This is a genomic window from Arthrobacter sp. 2762 (assembly GCF_040548745.1).
Classification (GTDB): Bacteria; Actinomycetota; Actinomycetes; order Actinomycetales; family Micrococcaceae; genus Arthrobacter.
In genome coordinates this window covers 83250-99773 of sequence record NZ_JBEPSI010000013.1, presented here as the reverse complement: position 1 = coordinate 99773, position 16524 = coordinate 83250, and the positions used below count along the sequence as shown (strand labels likewise).

Here is a 16524-nt window from a genome sequence, read left to right as displayed (position 1 = left end):
ACCCGGGAGGGTGTGGGAGAGTAGGACACCGCCGGACACACATTAGGTCGAGACCCCCCAACCCACCAAGGGACGGGGGGTCTCCCACATTAACGAGACAATCAAAGACGCTGGAACCAACCAAGCCCCGACCACCACGGCCGGGGCTTCCCCCATTTAACCCCCAAAAGACGCAGAGCCAACAACGCTGTGAGACTTGCCACGGGGCGCCCATGGAGGTGCCCTGACGTTCGGCGCCTGAGGCGCTGTCGCCTAGAATTGCATAAGACATACGAGTCGGCAGCCCAGTGCTGCAGACGGCGTGACAACGAAATAAGGGTTATGAGCGACTACGCACGCGCCAGTGGTCGGCTCGCAACAGGAGGAATCCACCATGGCTGAGCACAACGGCGGCAATCGCGACGGCAATCGCGGGAACTTTGGCGGGAATCGCGGTGACCGCGGTTCTTTCCGCCCCAACAACAACTCCGGTGGAGATCCTCGCGGATTCCGTTCCAGGGAGAATCGCGACGGCAATGAGCAGGGTCGTTCCTTTAGTGGCGATCGTGATCGTAAGCCCTTCGGTGACCGCGGTGACCGCGCTGATCGTCCGGCGCGTGATGGTGAGCGTCGTCCGTTCAACAACGACCGTGGCGAGCGTAAGCCGTTTGGCGACCGCCCGCCCCGCGATGGTGAGCGTCGTTCCTTCGGCGGCGATCGTGACCGTAAGCCCTTCGGCGACCGTGGTGACCGCGCTGATCGTCCGGCGCGTGATGGTGAGCGTCGTCCGTTCAACAATGACCGTGGCGAGCGTAAGCCGTTTGGCGACCGCCCGCCCCGCGATGGCGAGCGTCGTTCCTTCGGCGGCGATCGTGACCGTAAGCCCTTCGGCGACCGTGGTGACCGCGCTGATCGTCCGGCCCGTGATGGTGAGCGTCGTCCCTTCAACAACGACCGTGGCGAGCGTAAGCCCTTCGGTGACCGTCCGGAGCGTGGAGGTGAGCGTCGTCCGTTCGGTAACGACCGTGGCGAGCGTAAGCCCTTCGGTAGCCGCCCTGAGCGTGGCCCGCGGAACTTTGATGGGCCGCGTCGTGATGGCGAGGAGCGTCGTCCGTTCAGCAACGACCGTGGCGAGCGTAAGCCGTTTGGCGACCGTCCCGAGCGTGGTGGCGAGCGTCGTCCCTTCAACAATGACCGTGCCAACTCCTGGGAAGAGCGCCCGGCCCGGGTTCCCAACGCGAAGGACATTCGCAGCGCCAACCGCCCTGACCGCGAACGTTCTCCCGAGATCGATGAGGATGTCACGGGTAAGGAACTTGACCGCGCCACCGGGCATCAGATCAAGACCCTCGAAGAGCAGAGCGCAGGCTGGGTGGCGAAGCACTTGGTCATGGCCGGTCGCCTGATCGACATCGAGCCGGAGTTGGCCTTCCAGCATGCTTTGGCCGCCAGCCGTAGGGGTGGCCGGCTCTCGGCTGTCCGGGAAGCTGTTGGCTTGACGGCTTACGCTGCGGGTCACTATGGCGAAGCGCTGCGCGAATTCCGTACGTACCGCCGTATCAGCGGATCCAACGTTCACCTGCCCGTCATGGCGGACTGTGAGCGTGGCCTTGGCCGCCCTGACCGTGCACTGGACATGGTCCGGTCTCCTGAAGCGCAGGACCTGGATGCTCCGGGCAAGGTAGAGCTGGCGATTGTGGCTTCGGGCGCCCGCGCGGACCTCAACCAGCTTGATGCTGCTGTTGCTGAGCTTGAGATCCCGCAGCTGGATATCAACCGGGCGTTCTCTTACAGCCCCCGCCTGTTCCGTGCGTATGCGGAAGCGCTGACGGCTGTGGGTCGCACTGAGGAAGCCGATAAATGGGCTCGTCAGGCACTGGTAGCCGAGAATGCCTTGGGTGTTGGCGACTTCGCGGAACCGGAAATTCTTGATCTCGGCTGGGACGAGCAGGAAGAAGCAGCAGCTGCACGGAAGCCGCGCTTCGAGAAGCGCGGCGAGGATTCCGACGTCGTTAGGCCGGAAAGCGAATCAGTGATCGCCGAGGCGGCTGCTGCAGATGCCGAACACGACGACGTTGACATCGATGATGCAGAGTCCGATTACTTCGAGTCGGACGACGCCGAATCGGACATCGATTCAGCAGAAGAGGCTGACGAAGCAGAAGCAGAAGAAGCAGAAACAGAAGCCGACGAATCCGTATCCCACACGGAACCCACCGAGGAACAGGGCACTGACTCCCAGCATGGCTGATTCACTCATTTCGTCCTTTGACGCGGTTCTTTCCGATCTTGATGGTGTCGTTTATGCAGGTCCCCATGCCATTCCCGGCGCTGTGGAGTCGCTGCAGCGCCTGGAGACGGTAGGCGTCGGGTTGGGTTACGTGACGAACAACGCCTCGCGTACTCCCGCCCAGGTTGCCGCGCACTTGAGGGAACTCGGGGCGCCTGCGGAGGATCACCAGGTGGTCAGCTCTTCGCAGGCCGCGGGGGAGTTGCTTGCTTCGATGCTGCCGGCGGGGGCTCACGTGCTCATTACCGGCAGTGCGGCGTTGGCCCATGAGATCGAACTGGTGGGCCTCAAGCCCGTGCATAGTGCAGCGGAGTCGCCGGTGGCTGTTGTCCAGGGCTTCAACCCGGAGATCGGCTGGAAGGACCTCGCTGAGGCCTCCTATGTTGTTGCCGGTGGCGCCCAATGGTTCGCGACCAACACGGATATGTCCATCCCGCAGGCACGCGGTATGGCTCCTGGCAACGGTACTCTCGTTGCCGCAGTGGCGGCCGCAACCGGCAAGACGCCGTTGGTGGCCGGTAAACCCGAAGCGCCGTTGTTCCACGCTGCTGCCAAGCGCTTGAAGTCTGATCGCCCTTTGGTGGTGGGGGACCGTTTGGATACGGACATCCTGGGCGGCAACCGTGCTGGATTTGCGACGGCGGCGGTACTCACCGGCGTCGATACGACGCTAACGATTCTGGCTGCACGGACAGAAGAGCGTCCGGACTACCTTCTGGCGGACTTGGGAGACCTTTACGCTCCTTACCCGGAAATCGTCAGCGACGCCGGCACTTACCGCTGCGGTGCAGCATCAGCAATTGCCGAGGACGGGAAGGTCACCCTCACGGGGGATAAGGATGACCTCGACGCGTGGCGGGCGGCGTGTGCGGCATGGTGGGCTGCGGTTCCGGACACTGCCGTGGCCCAAGCGCCGCAGCTGGAATGGCGAACTCATTAGACTGGTGCGATGACTGAGCCCAACAACCTCCCGGAAGCTGAGGCTGAACGGACCGCTGTGCACTGGCCGGAGGCTCTCGATTCCACCGGCGACGCCCCGGTGGACCGTGCCCTCAGCTTGCTGGAGGGCGTTCATGGTGCTCCGGTGGCCGATCATGCTGGGTTGTACGCAGCAATTCATGACTCCCTCCTGGAGGCTCTGGATGCTGAGCCTGGCCTGCCGCCCGCTGCGGACCGGGATACCCCTCGTACCCGCCCGGAAGGCGAGAATTAGCGAATGGCAAGACTTGATCAGGAACTCGTCGCGCGTGGGCTGGCGAGGTCCCGGACGCATGCTGCCAAGCTCATAAGCGACGGCAAGGTGAGTTCTGGCGGGGTTGTCTTCGCAAAGGCGGCCCAGCAAGTGGACGCCGGTACAGACCTGACCGTCCAATCCCACCTTGAGGACATCTACGTGAGCCGCGCCGGGCACAAGCTGGCGGGCGCGCTGGCCGCGTTTCCGGGGGTCGCCGTATCCGGCCGGCGGTGTCTCGACGCCGGAGCCTCCACTGGCGGCTTCACTGACGTGTTGCTTCGGCAAGGAGCGGCACAAGTGGTGGCGGTCGACGTCGGGCACGGCCAACTGGTGCCGCTCCTTCGCAATGATCCCCGGGTGGTGGTCCATGAGGGGCTTAATGTCAGGTACATGACGCCGGACCAGATCGGCGGCACCGCGGCCCTGACCGTTGCAGACCTGTCCTTCATTTCGCTGACGTTGGTCCTGGGCCCCCTTGCTGCCTGCACGGAACCTGGCGGAGACCTTGTCCTGATGGTCAAGCCGCAGTTTGAAGTCGGCAAGGAACGGCTAAGCCGCACGGGCGTCGTGTCTTCCGAGAATGAACGACGCCGGGCGGTGGCCCAAGTGGCCCGCGCTGCAGTGGATGCCGGGCTGGAACTTCATGGCCTGGCGGCAAGTCCACTCCCGGGCCAGGACGGAAATGTTGAGTACTTCCTGTGGATGAAGCGCAGGATGTCCGCTGTGTTGCCTAAGATCGAAGAGCGGGACGAGGACGTTGCTGCGTTGATAAAGAACCTCTGGCCAAACGACTAGAAAGCAGAACCCGATGAGCAGGCATGTACTTGTCCTTGCCCACACAGGGCGGGAGGAATCGCTCCGGGCGGCGTGGGATGCTTGTACGCAACTGCACTCGTCGGGCCTGGTGCCCGTCCTTCAGAAGTCAGAATTGGCAGATGTCGAGCGCTTCTTTGGTGCCGTTGATACCCCCATTGAGATCCTCCACGACGACGTGAGTTTGGAAGACGTGGAATTGGTGATGGTTCTGGGTGGCGACGGAACCATCCTGCGCGCGGCAGAACTGGTCCGGGAGGTGGACGTTCCCTTGCTGGGCGTCAACCTGGGCCACGTGGGCTTCCTTGCAGAGAGCGAACGTGCTGACCTTGCCCAGACGGTTGAGTGGATCGCGAGCCGCCAGTACACCGTTGAAGAGCGCATGACCATCGATGTCCAGGTGTGGATCAAGGGCCAGAAGATCTGGCATACCTGGGCCCTGAACGAGGCCGCTATCGAGAAGGCCAACCGGGAACGGATGCTCGAAGTCGTCACTGAGGTGGATGAACGCCCGTTGACGTCGTTCGGCTGTGATGGCGTGGTCCTTGCGACTCCAACAGGATCAACGGCGTATGCGTTTTCGTCTGGTGGGCCAGTGGTGTGGCCTGAAGTGGAAGCGCTCGTCATTGTGCCGATCAGCGCCCATGCCCTTTTTGCCAAACCTTTGGTGGTGTCTCCGCGATCCAAGCTGGCTGTGGAAATCATGAACCGGACGGATGCCTTGGGCGTCCTTTGGTGTGATGGCAGGCGCTCCGTTGACTTGCCTCCGGGAGCGCGTGTCGAGGTGACACGCTCAGCCACGCCTGTACGACTGGCACGGACGCACAGGACTCCTTTCTCGGCGCGGCTTGTGCGCAAGTTCCAACTCCCCATCCACGGCTGGCGCGGTCCGGCTCCCCGGTCAGGGGAAGTCCACACGGGCCCCATTCCCGTGATCCGAACCCTTTCACCGGCTCCTTTGCCCACTCCCCGGGACGCGAGTGATTCCCGGGACGCCGAAACATCCCTGAACCCGGGGCACGGTGAGCCATCCGACCCCACGAATGCGAAGTGAAGCATGCTTGAAGAACTCCGAATCCGTGACCTCGGTGTCATTACCGATGCCGCCCTGCCGCTAGGTCCCGGCCTCAGCGTCGTTACCGGTGAAACTGGTGCCGGTAAGACCATGGTGGTGACCGCCGTCGGGCTTCTCCTGGGTGCCCGTTCGGATGCCGGCGCCGTCCGGAGCGGCGCCAAATCTGCCTCCGCCGAGGCAGTCTTGAAGCTTAATCCAGGGCACAGCGCAGTGGAGCGTGCCAAGGAGGCCGGCGGCGAGGCTGAGGAGTTCGACGGCGTCGCCGAACTCCTGCTTGCCCGCACCGTTGGTGCCGATGGCCGCAGCCGGGCTTACGTTGGGGGACGGGCGGCGCCGGTTGGGGTTCTGGCCGAACTTGGCGAGAGCTTGGTGGTGGTGCACGGCCAGTCGGACCAGATCCGGCTGAAAAGCGCCACCGCGCAGCGACACGCCCTGGATCGCTTCGCTGGTGCACCGCTGGCCAAGGTCCTGGGGGAGTACCAGGACCTGTATAACCACTGGAAGTCCATTCAGGCAGAGCTGGAGACCCTTCGCAGCGAAGCACGGGAACGGCTTCGTGAGGCGGAGTCGCTGGCCGCGGCGCTCAAAGAGATCGATGACGTAGATCCCCAGCCTGGTGAGGATGAGACCCTCAAGGCTGAGGCCGTGAAGCTTGCCAACGTTGAGGAACTCCGGCTTGCAGCGGCAGCGGCACATGAGTCGCTCATTGCCGAGGAATTCGGCGATGCCGGCGACGCCACATCGATGGTGGACGCGGCAAAGCGGACGCTGGAGCACGTTGCAGAACATGATGAGGCGCTGGGAGCCGCTGCTGCACGCCTTGCAGAAGTTGGCTTCCTGCTGAACGATATCGCCGCTGACTTGTCCAGCTACCAAGCCGCATTGGACACCGAAGGCCCGGAACGGCTCTCTGAAATCGAGGAACGCCGCGCCGCCCTGGCCAAACTGATCCGCAAGTACGCCCCCAGCATCGATGAAGTGCTGGAGTGGGCGGCCACGGCCCGGATGCGTTTGGACGAGCTGCAAGACGATTCAAGCCGCATCGAATCCTTGGATGCCGAGGTGGCTTCGACCGAAGCTACCCTGCGCAAGCAGGCCGCAGCGATCACCAAGGCCCGGCTCAAGGCGGCCAAGGACCTTTCAGCCCGCGTGAGTGCAGAGTTGAAGGCATTGGCCATGGCGGATGCCACGTTGATCATCCAAATAGAGGACAGCGGATCGCTTGGCCCCTGGGGAACCGACGAGATCGCCTTCCTCCTCCAGCCACACTCCGGTGCTCCGGCGCGCCCACTGGGCAAGGGAGCCTCCGGCGGTGAACTCTCAAGGGTGATGCTGGCCATCGAGGTAGTGCTCGCTGCGGTGGATCCTGTTCCTACCTTCGTCTTTGACGAGGTGGACGCCGGAGTAGGTGGACGGGCCGCCGTCGAGATCGGGCGCCGGCTGGCCATGCTGGCCCGCCACGTCCAGGTCCTCGTAGTGACGCACCTGCCGCAGGTTGCTGCTTTCGCTGATCAGCACATCCGGGTTACCAAAACCTCGGTGCGGGGCGCCGACGGAAAAACGTCCACCGGATTCACCTCCAGCGATGTGCAACTGCTGGACGACGACGAGCGCGTGAAGGAGCTTGCCCGTATGTTGGCAGGGCAGGAAGACTCAGAATCTGCCCAGGCGCACGCGCAGGAATTGTTGGACGACGCGAAATTGCTTCCCCAGCGAGCCTAGGAAATTCCGGGCACGCGGCTGGAGCCGGACTGCGACCACTATCACATCCGTGCACTTGGTCCCGCCCGGCTCTTGATTGCAGGCATGGTCTTGGGCAACTATTGACCATTTGGGGAATCCGGACGAACGCTTGGAAGGCGTAATTGATGATAAGCTCGAATTCCGTGGTGCAGCGATCAAATTCCCGTGTAAATTCCCGGTTCCCGGGCTCGTCCAAGACGACCAAACACATCTTCGTCACCGGTGGTGTGGCGTCCTCGCTCGGTAAGGGTCTGACGGCTTCCAGCCTCGGCCACCTGCTGCGGGCACGCGGTTTGTCTGTAACTATGCAGAAGCTCGATCCTTATTTGAACGTGGATCCGGGCACGATGAATCCCTTCCAGCACGGCGAAGTTTTCGTGACTGATGATGGCGCCGAAACCGACCTCGACATCGGACACTACGAGCGCTTCCTCGATGAAAACCTCGAAGGTTCGGCCAACGTCACAACGGGCCAGATCTACTCCACGGTCATCGCGAAGGAACGCCGTGGTGAATACCTCGGAGATACCGTTCAGGTCATCCCGCACATCACGGATGAAATCAAGCGCCGCATGCGCCTTCCCTCCGAAGGCAAGAACGCTCCGGATGTCATCATCACCGAAATCGGTGGCACGGTTGGTGATATCGAATCGCAGCCCTTCCTTGAGTCGGCCCGCCAGGTGCGCCAGGACATCGGCCGGAACAATGTCTTCTTCCTCCACGTTTCCCTGGTTCCGTACATCGGTCCTTCCCAGGAACTGAAGACCAAGCCCACGCAGCACTCCGTGGCAGCCCTTCGTTCCATCGGTATCCAGCCCGAAGCCATCGTGATCCGTTCGGACCGCGAAGTGCCGGACGCCATGCGCGAGAAGATTGGCCGCATGTGCGATGTCGATATCGACGCCGTGGTCAACGCCGCTGACGCACCCAGCATCTACGACATCCCCAAGACGCTTCACTCCCAAGGCCTGGACTCTTACATCGTCCGTGCATTGGACCTGCCGTTCAAGGACGTTGACTGGAGCAAGTGGGACAAGCTGCTCGAAGCCGTCCACAACCCCAAGCACGAAGTCGAAGTCGCCTTGGTGGGCAAGTACATCGATCTTCCCGATGCCTACCTTTCGGTAACCGAGGCGCTCCGCGCAGGTGGATTCGCGAATGAAACCAAGGTCAAGATCCGCTGGGTCCCCTCTGACGAGTGCGAGACCCTTGCTGGGGCCACCAAGTCCCTTGCCGGCGTCGACGCCATCTGCGTGCCGGGCGGCTTCGGCATCCGTGGACTTGAGGGCAAGCTGGGCGCGTTGAAGTTTGCCCGCGAATCCAAGCTCCCGGTTCTGGGCCTGTGCCTTGGCCTTCAGTGCATGGTGATCGAATACGCCCGCAACGTGGTTGGCCTGGAAGGCGCCTCGTCCAGTGAGTTCGAGCCGGACTCCAAGTACCCGGTCATCGCCACGATGGAAGAGCAGCTGGACATTGTGGAAGGCAAGGGAGACCTTGGCGGCACCATGCGCCTGGGCCTCTACGAAGCCAAGCTGGACGAGGGCTCCGTTGTCGCAGAGACGTACGGCACCACATCAGTGAGCGAACGCCACCGCCACCGCTACGAGGTCAACAACAAGTACCGTGACCAGATCGCGGCAGAGGGCTTGGTCTTCTCGGGTACCTCTCCTGACGGCAAGCTGGTTGAGTACGTTGAACTTCCCCGCGAAGTGCACCCGTACTACGTCGCTACGCAGGCACACCCGGAGCTCAGCTCCCGCCCGACGCGCCCGCACCCGCTCTTCGCAGGCCTCGTGAAGGCTGCCTTGGAGCGCCGTGAAGGCGCCGTTGTGGGAACCAACACCGGTGCCCGCGCGGTAGTTGCCAAGTAAACGGTAAAACGCAAGCACTAACGAAGGACGGCGCGATGCCCGGCATTTCTGAAACCCCCAGCACCTCAAGGCAGGTTTCGGATATGCCGAGCCCGCGCCGTCTTTTGTCCACCAGCAAGGTCTACGAAGGCCGTATCTGGGATGTGGTCAGCGACGCCTTCCAGCTCAGCGAGGATACGGACACCCTGGTCCGGGATTATATCGACCACCCTGGGGCGGTGGCCGTGCTGCCGATGAACGTTGACGGCGAAATCCTGCTCCTGAAGCAGTACAGGCACCCCGTTGGTATGGACCTCTGGGAAATCCCGGCCGGCTTGCTGGACGTTGAGGGCGAGGATTTCGTGGCGGGTGCTGCCAGGGAGCTCGCTGAGGAAGCTGATCTTGTTGCGGCCACCTGGAATGTCCTGGTGGATTTCTTCAACTCTCCGGGATCCTCCAGCGAAGCTGTTCGCATTTATCTGGCTCGTGGGCTGAGTGCTGTTCCCGAGGCTGACCTGCATGTCCGCACGGACGAAGAGTCAGAAATTGAGTTCCACTGGATTCCGCTCGACGACGCCGTGAAAGCCGTCCTTGAGGGGCGCCTGCATAATCCGTCCGCGGTCCTGGGAATCCTTGCAGCCGCCGCCGCGAAGGCCGATGGCTTTTCCAGCCTTCGCCCCGCTGACGCGCCGTGGCCCGCGCACCCGAGCCAGCGCTGAGAATGGCCGAGGCCGCCACCCGCACCGCCAACGGCATCGATCGCGGAGTTACGGACTACCTCCAGCACGTCGGGGTGGAACGTGGCCTGGCCGCCAACACCTTGGCTGCCTATCGCCGTGACCTTGCCCGTTATTCGAACTTCCTGGCTGGTCAAGGCGCGGAACGGCCCGAAGACGTTACACGGCATCATGTCACCGCGTTTGCCCAAGCCTTGTCCGACGGCTCCGATGGGGCTGCGGCCCTCGGCGTCCGCTCTGCCGCCAGGACCATAGTGGCCGTGCGGGGGCTCCATAAGTTTTGGGCCCTTGAAGGAACCACGACGTCGGATCCCGCCAGCGATGTCCACCCGCCGATGCCGGGCAAACGGCTTCCGAAAGCCATCAGCATTGGTGAAGTAACGCGGATACTTGAAGCTGCGGGTTCGGACTCTGCGACCGGGCTGAGGGACCGGGCATTGCTTGAATTTCTCTACTCCACCGGTGCACGCATCAGCGAGGCCGTAGGGCTGGACGTTGACGATGTATCCCTGGAGCACGCCGGTGGCGAACCTGCAATCGTCAGGCTCTTCGGCAAAGGTTCCAAGGAGCGGTTGGTTCCTTTGGGCTCTTACGGTGCACGCGCCGTCGGGGCCTATGTGGTCCGGGGCAGGCCGCTGCTCGCTTCCAAGGGCAAGGGCACTCCCGCCTTGTTCCTGAACGCCCGGGGCGGCAGGATCAGCAGGCAAAGTGCCTGGACAATCCTCAAGACTGCTGCGGAGAAGGCAAACATCACCAAGGATGTGTCGCCACACACCTTGCGGCACTCTTTTGCCACGCACCTACTGGAAGGCGGGGCTGACGTACGCGTAGTCCAGGAGCTGTTGGGGCACGCATCGGTGACCACCACCCAGGTTTACACGTTGGTCACGGCCGATACTTTGCGGGAAGTTTACGCTGCTGCCCATCCCAGGGCGCTCGGCTGATCTTGCCGCTAGTCCAGCACGCTGACCGTCAGCTCTACGGCATCGACGAACAAGGCCAGAAGCGACGTCCCCAAACCGGCCACGAGCAAGAGCCCCGGGTGGGCCAGCCCCACCACCACCCGCTTCAGCCGCGGCTGTCCCTTGAGGAACTTTTTGGGTACCCGCGTCTTCAACGGTATTTGCCGCCAACCGCGTAGCCGCCGGAGGAACCAGGCGCACCGCACGATGAACGCCATCCACAGGACAGAAAGCACCAGCGGGACTGAAGCCAGCATGAGGTTGAAGCCGAGTGCGGTCACCTCCTTTTCTGAGTCGCCGATGACGGTTTGCACCGTGGTCGAGATGGAAGCACTCATCACCACGGAGGCAGCCCACACCATGAAGGCGACCACCAGGGCGAGGAAGCGGACGAAGAAATGGCCCAGGACAGTGGCGTCCACTGCCTTGAGGTGGCTGCGAGGCGTGGCATGCAGCACGGCCAGCGTGGACAGCAGGGTTGGCAGGGCAGCGACGAGGACCAGCAGATACCAAGTCCATCCAGCCAGGTCCACCACTTCATCCAGAACAATGAGTCCGGCCCACACCACCGTCCACGCCCAGCCGGCGTAGAGCGGATGTGCTACCACCCAACGGGGCACCCAGGCGTCGCGCTCCTGCCCGGCTCTGGTGTGTGATGGGGCCTCGGCCACAGGAGCTGCTTCGACATCGTCCCCGGCTTGGGACTTCACCTCATGGTTGATGGCCTGCGACTGTGCCTGTGTCTCCGCACGCGCTTCGCCCCCACCTTCGTTCATGGGCTCACTGTAGCAATTGGGCTGACTGTGGCAATGGCAGCCCTGGTACACGAGATCGGGTTAAGGTAGGCAGCATGACAGCAGCCCATGTGACACTGTGCTTCCTTCTCCGTGACGGAGCGGACGGGGAACACGTCCTCCTCGGTACCAAGAAGACCGGTTTTGGGCGTGGCAAAGTGGTGGGCGTGGGTGGGCATGTGGAGCCGGGGGAGACCGCACTGCAGGCGGTGTGCCGCGAGGTCCTGGAGGAGATCAGCGTGGTGGTCCAAGCCGCAGACCTCATCCCCGCCGGCATCATCGATTTCGTGTTTCCTGCCAGACCCGAATGGAACATGTACACCACCGTGTATCTGACGCGTGCTTGGGTAGGCGAACCGTCCGAGAGCGAGGAGATTGCGCCGGAATGGTTCCCGGTGGCCAAGCTACCGGTGGAACGCATGTGGGCCGACGCCGAGCATTGGCTGCCCGCGATGATTTCGGGGCAGCGGATCGCAGTTCGAGTGGATTTGGCTGCCGATAACGAGAGCGTGGCCGAAGTGCACACCATCGATTGGGTCGGAACCGACTAGAAAGCAGGCTTTCCAGCAGACGACGGCGGGCCGGTCACCTTTCGGTGACCAGCCCGCCGTCGTATGCTTCCCCCGCCGTCGTATGCTTCCAGCGCGGCCAGGCGCCAAGAGGCTACGGCACGTGCCGCTCTTCCGGTCCGTTGTATTCGCTGAGCGGACGGATCAGGGAGTTCGAGGCGAACTGTTCCATGATGTGCGCAGTCCAGCCGGTGATCCGGCTGGCGACGAAGATCGGGGTGAACGTCTGGGTGTCGAAGCCCATGAGGTGGTACGTGGGCCCGGCGGGGTAATCGAGGTTGGGCTTGATGGCCTTGGCTTCGTCCATGGCTTGTTCGAGTCCGTTGTAGAGCCCCAGGAGTTCGGGCCGTCCGTAGTGGGCGATCATTTTGTCCAGGGCGGCCTTCATGGTGGGCACACGGGAGTCGCCGTGCTTGTAGACGCGGTGCCCGAAGCCCATGACCTTTTTCTTCTGTGCCAAGGCGTCTTCCATCCATGCCCGGGCCCGTACTGCGGCTTCTTCCATGGATTCTTCGCTGCGGATGCCGATTTCGTCGAAGGTGTGCATGACCGCCTCGTTGGCGCCGCCGTGCAGCGGGCCTTTGAGTGCGCCGATGGCAGCGGTCACGGCCGAGTGCAGGTCCGAGAGTGTGGAGGTGACCACGCGGGCTGTGAAGGTGGAGGCGTTGAAGGAGTGCTCTGCGTACAGGATCATCGAGACGTTGAAAGCCTCCACAACCTCGACTACTGCTTCTTCGCCGAAGGTCATCCACAGGAAGTTTGCCGAGTAGTCCAGGTCTTCCCGCGGTTCCACCACGTCCTGGCCGCGGCGGCGGCGCTGGTCATAGGCGACGACGGAAGGCATGGCAGCCCAGAGGTCGATGGCCTTCTTCATGTTGGCATCGGGGGATGAATCTTCGGCCAGTTCGTGCCGGGCTCCCAGGACGGAAGCTGCTGTACGGCAGACATCCATGGGGTGCGAAGTGGTGGGCAACGTGTCAATAACTGACTTGACCACCGGGTCCAGGGCACGTCCCGCGCGTTCGCGGGCAACAAATTCAGCCAGTTGGCCATCGTCCGGCAGTTCGCCGTTCCATAGCAGGTAGGCAACCTCTTCAAAGCTGCACCTGGCGGCCAGTTCCTGGACCGGGTAGCCGCGATAGAGCAGCGAGTTGGTGTCCGGGTTAACCTTCGAGACGGCGGTGTAGTCCACCACGACGCCGGCAAGGCCTTTTTTGATGTCTTCAGCAGCCATGCTGAACTCCTTCGTTCATTATGCAAGCGCCCCGGTTTGCGGGAGTGCCTGCTTTCCCCTTGGTGATTCCCGGACCTAGCGGATGCCAGGAACCTGGAAGTTGAATACGCCGGTATCGAACTGGTTGTATGCCTCGTAATCCACGAGTTCATAGAGGCGCGCACGCGTGAGCATGTTTTCCACTTGTGCCTCTTGGGTCCCCGCAGCCTTAATCGATTCCAGCGTACGCTCTGCAGCGCCCATGGCAATGCGCAGGAGGGTGACGGGGTAGATGACCATGTTTACTCCGACGCTTTGGAGTTGGTCCACGGTGAAGAGGTCGCTTTTGCCGAACTCGGTCATGTTGGCCAGGATGGGCACGTCCACGGCGTCGCGGATGGCCTGGAATTCGCTCAAATCGGCCATGGCTTCGGGGAAGATGGCGTCGGCGCCGGCGTCGACGAGGGCTTTGGCACGGTCCTGGGCGGCGTGGATGCCGTCGGTGGCGCGGATGTCTGTGCGGGCCATGATGAGGAAGTTCGGGTCCCGGCGGGCGTCTGCTGCGGCGCGGATGCGTTTGGTGGCGGTGTCGATGTCCACGACGTTTTTGCCGTCCAGGTGTCCGCAGCGTTTGGGGTTGAATTGGTCCTCGATGTGGCAGCCTGCCAGGCCGGCGTTTTCGAGTTCCTGGATGGTGCGGGCGACGTTCATGGGTTCACCGAAGCCGGTGTCCGCGTCCACCAGGGAGGGCAGGTCCGTCATCCGGGCGATCTGCCCGGCGCGGGTGGCCACCTCGGTGAGCGTGGTGAGTCCGATATCCGGCAGGCCGAGGTCGTTGGCCAGGACCGCGCCGGAGATGTACACCCCGGCGAAGCCTTTCTCCTCGATCAGCCGAGCCGAGAGCGGGTTGAACGCCCCCGGGAACTGCTGCACGGTCCCGGAAGCCAGCAACTCACGGAGTTTCAGCCGTTTCTTTTCGGGGGTGACTTTGGAGTACAGCATCAGAAGAGTCCCTTCGGTGCTGCGGCGGGGTCGATCACGCCGGGGGCCGCGGTGATGTTCAGCTGGTCCAGTTCGCCGGGGCCGAGTTCGGTGACGCGTTCGACGGCGGCGAGGAACCTTTCGATTTCGGCTTCCTCTACCAAACCGGCAGCGAGGGTGCGGAACTTGTTGATGTATTGCTCGCGGGCGAACGGCCGGGCACCGAGCGGGTGCGCGTCGGCCACGGCGATCTCGTCCGTGACAACCGACCCATCCGTGAGTGTGATGACAACAGTGCCGCCGAAGGCCTTCTCCGCGATGTCCAGGGAGTGGTACCGGCGGGTCCATTCCGGGTCTTCGACCGTGGTGACCTTGTGCCAGAGTTCCACGGTGTCCGGACGTGCTGCCCGTTCGGGGGCGTAGGAATCCACGTGGTGCCAGGTGCCGTCCTGCAGGGCGACGGTGAAGATGTATGGGATGGAGTGGTCCAGGGTTTCGCGTGACGCGGTGGGGGAGTACTTCTGGGGATCGTTCGCGCCGGAACCGATCACGTAGTGGGTGTGGTGGCTGGTCTTGATCAGCACCGAGGCCACGTTGGCCGGGTCCGTGAGTTCCGGGTGCTCCTTGTTGAGCTTGCGGGCGAGGTCGATCCAGGCCTGGGCCTGGTACTCGGCGGAGTGTTCCTTGGTATAGGTGTCCAGGATCGCGCGCTTGGGCTCCCCGGGCAGCGGCAGCGGCACTTCGTAGGAAGCGTCCGGGCCGTCCAGCATCCAGGCAATCACGCCGTCTTCGCCTTCGTAGATCGGCACCGGGGAGGTCTGCCCGCGCATGGAACGGTCCACGGCCTCGACGGCCATTTTGCCCGCGAAGGCCGGGGCGTGGGCCTTCCACGTGGAGATTTCGCCCTTGCGGGACTGCCGGGTGGCGGTAGTGGTGTGCAGGGCCTGGCCCACGGACTGGAAAATCGTCTCAACATTTAAACCCAACAGCGTGCCGATGCCGGCGGCTGCGGACGGGCCAAGGTGGGCGACGTGGTCGATTTTGTGCTTGTGCAGGCAGATGGCCTTGACCAGGTTCACCTGGATCTCATACCCGGTGGCGATGGCCCGGACCAGGTCCTTGCCGCTGGAACCCACGTGCTGGGCGACGGCGAGGATCGGCGGGATGTTATCTCCGGGGTGGGAGTAGTCCGCGGCCAGGAACGTGTCGTGGTAGTCCAGCTCACGCACGGCCACCCCGTTGGCCCAGGCCGCCCATTCGGGGGAGACCCGCTCGCTGATGCCGAAAACGCGGGCACCCCTGCCGTTGGCGGACGGGGCGTGGGTCAGGGCCTGGGCGCGTGCTGCGATGATCGGGGCGCGGTTCAGCGAGGCGATGGCCACCGAGGCGTTGTCGATGATCCGGTTGATCACCATGTCGGTGACCTCGGCGGTGACGTCGACGGGGTCGGCGGCGACCACGGCGATTTTGTGCGCGAGCTGTTCCTCACGCGGGAGGTTCTCTTCGGACTTGTACACGCGGACGTGGTGGTTCTTGACCATGGTGCTCCTTCTACTGAGGGGTTTCAGCGGGCTAGTGAGGGTGTTCAGCGGGCCACATGAGCGGCCTTGACGTGGGTGAGGCTTCGGTGCAGATGAAGGGTGGTGGCGGCCTCGGCCAGCCGCGGATTCCCTGCGGCGATCGCCTCGGCAATCGCGGCATGCTCGGCGGCCGCGTCACGGAGCCTCGCGGCGTCATCGGCCGCCAGCCGCCGCACCCGGACCAGGTGGACCCGCAGGCCCCGCATGGCCTGGGCAAGGTAGGAGTTGGAGACCGCGGCGTCGATGGCCTCATCCAGGCGGCCCACCAACGCGTAATACTCGTGCCGGGCAGGATCGGTATCGCTGAGCAGATCCGGAGCCCCCAGCAACTGGGCATGCAGTTCGGCGAAAACGCCCGGCTCTCCGCGCTGCGCGGCCAACGCCGCGGCCCTGACCTCCAGCGTTTCGCGCAATTCAAACAACTCATCGATGCTGTCCAGCGAAATATCCGTCACGACGACACCGCGCCCACCAGCCGCCGTCGTCAATCCCTCCGCGGTCAGCCGGCCCAACGCCTCCCGGACCGGCGTGCGGGAGACCCCCAGCCGCTCGGACTGCTCCACCTCCGCCAGCACCGTCCCCGGCCGCAGACGCCACTCAATGATGTCTTCACGAAGAGCCGCATAGGCCCGATCACTGGCGCGCATAACCCCAGTGTATACATAAACCTCGATTCATGCACCAAAAAAGGTTCAATTTTTGAT

The 16524-nt window shown here is 63.3% G+C and carries 16 protein-coding genes; 10 read left to right on the top strand and 6 right to left on the bottom strand.

The annotated features are described in order from the left end of the window. Window positions 1–319: 319 nt before the first annotated feature. Window positions 320–1417, bottom strand: coding sequence for a hypothetical protein (locus tag ABIE18_RS20280; protein WP_499724329.1), 1098 nt, complete (start codon window positions 1415–1417; stop codon window positions 320–322). Here ABIE18_RS20280 and ABIE18_RS20275 point away from each other — a divergent pair. The 9 genes from ABIE18_RS20275 to xerD all read left to right on the top strand — a co-directional run bounded on the left by ABIE18_RS20275 (window position 1370) and on the right by xerD (window position 10665). Further along, on the top strand, window positions 1370–2230 hold the full coding sequence (locus tag ABIE18_RS20275) for a hypothetical protein (protein ID WP_499724328.1): 861 nt from the start codon (window positions 1370–1372) through the stop codon (window positions 2228–2230). The two genes, ABIE18_RS20280 and ABIE18_RS20275, sit on opposite strands and share 48 nt — an antisense overlap. Further along, entirely contained in the window at window positions 2223–3209 is a 987-nt protein-coding gene (locus ABIE18_RS20270; protein WP_499724327.1) for an HAD-IIA family hydrolase, read from the top strand. Before ABIE18_RS20275 ends, ABIE18_RS20270 begins: the two co-directional genes overlap by 8 nt. A 9-nt stretch (window positions 3210–3218) precedes the next feature. Next, window positions 3219–3482, top strand: a complete 264-nt coding sequence (locus tag ABIE18_RS20265; protein WP_499724326.1) for a hypothetical protein — start codon at window positions 3219–3221, stop codon at window positions 3480–3482. Between the two features lie 3 nt (window positions 3483–3485). Continuing rightward, window positions 3486–4298: a TlyA family RNA methyltransferase gene (locus tag ABIE18_RS20260; protein ID WP_499724325.1), complete on the top strand. Its 813-nt coding sequence runs from the start codon at window positions 3486–3488 to the stop codon at window positions 4296–4298. A gap of 13 nt (window positions 4299–4311) precedes the next feature. Beyond that, a complete protein-coding gene (locus ABIE18_RS20255; RefSeq protein WP_499724324.1) occupies window positions 4312–5370 on the top strand; it encodes an NAD kinase in 1059 nt (352 codons plus the stop codon). A 3-nt stretch (window positions 5371–5373) separates the two neighbouring features. Further along, window positions 5374–7113, top strand: coding sequence for a DNA repair protein RecN (gene recN / locus ABIE18_RS20250; protein WP_499724323.1), 1740 nt, complete (start codon window positions 5374–5376; stop codon window positions 7111–7113). A 146-nt stretch (window positions 7114–7259) separates the two neighbouring features. After that, the gene (pyrG, locus tag ABIE18_RS20245; RefSeq protein WP_477516481.1) at window positions 7260–9005 is read left to right on the top strand and encodes a CTP synthase; all 1746 of its coding nucleotides are present in this window, start codon (window positions 7260–7262) and stop codon (window positions 9003–9005) included. 35 nt (window positions 9006–9040) lie between these two features. Further along, on the top strand, window positions 9041–9703 hold the full coding sequence (locus ABIE18_RS20240; protein WP_477516482.1) for an NUDIX domain-containing protein: 663 nt from the start codon (window positions 9041–9043) through the stop codon (window positions 9701–9703). Window positions 9704–9705: 2 nt separating this feature from the next. Beyond that, window positions 9706–10665 (top strand): site-specific tyrosine recombinase XerD, encoded by a 960-nt coding sequence (gene xerD / locus ABIE18_RS20235; RefSeq protein WP_499724330.1) that lies wholly within the window; start codon window positions 9706–9708, stop codon window positions 10663–10665. Between the two features lie 8 nt (window positions 10666–10673). On the opposite strand, the gene ABIE18_RS20230 is transcribed toward xerD, so the two are convergent. Continuing rightward, entirely contained in the window at window positions 10674–11459 is a 786-nt protein-coding gene (locus tag ABIE18_RS20230; RefSeq protein WP_499724322.1) for a hypothetical protein, read from the bottom strand. Between the two features lie 74 nt (window positions 11460–11533). Between ABIE18_RS20230 and ABIE18_RS20225 the strand changes: the two genes are divergently transcribed. Next, on the top strand, window positions 11534–12028 hold the full coding sequence (locus tag ABIE18_RS20225; RefSeq protein ID WP_499724321.1) for an 8-oxo-dGTP diphosphatase: 495 nt from the start codon (window positions 11534–11536) through the stop codon (window positions 12026–12028). Between the two features lie 112 nt (window positions 12029–12140). Here the strand turns inward: ABIE18_RS20225 and ABIE18_RS20220 are convergent, their stop codons facing one another. The 4 genes from ABIE18_RS20220 to ABIE18_RS20205 form a co-directional block, all read right to left on the bottom strand. Then, on the bottom strand, window positions 12141–13280 hold the full coding sequence (locus tag ABIE18_RS20220) for a bifunctional 2-methylcitrate synthase/citrate synthase (RefSeq protein ID WP_499724320.1): 1140 nt from the start codon (window positions 13278–13280) through the stop codon (window positions 12141–12143). Window positions 13281–13355: 75 nt separating this feature from the next. After that, complete coding sequence (gene prpB / locus ABIE18_RS20215; protein WP_499724319.1) at window positions 13356–14261, bottom strand: methylisocitrate lyase; 906 nt, start codon at window positions 14259–14261, stop codon at window positions 13356–13358. After that, on the bottom strand, window positions 14261–15781 hold the full coding sequence (locus ABIE18_RS20210) for an MmgE/PrpD family protein (RefSeq protein WP_499724318.1): 1521 nt from the start codon (window positions 15779–15781) through the stop codon (window positions 14261–14263). The genes prpB and ABIE18_RS20210 overlap by 1 nt, the downstream gene beginning before the upstream one ends. 44 nt (window positions 15782–15825) lie before the next feature. After that, window positions 15826–16467: a GntR family transcriptional regulator gene (locus ABIE18_RS20205; RefSeq protein ID WP_499724317.1), complete on the bottom strand. Its 642-nt coding sequence runs from the start codon at window positions 16465–16467 to the stop codon at window positions 15826–15828. Between the last annotated feature and the right edge of the window lie 57 nt (window positions 16468–16524).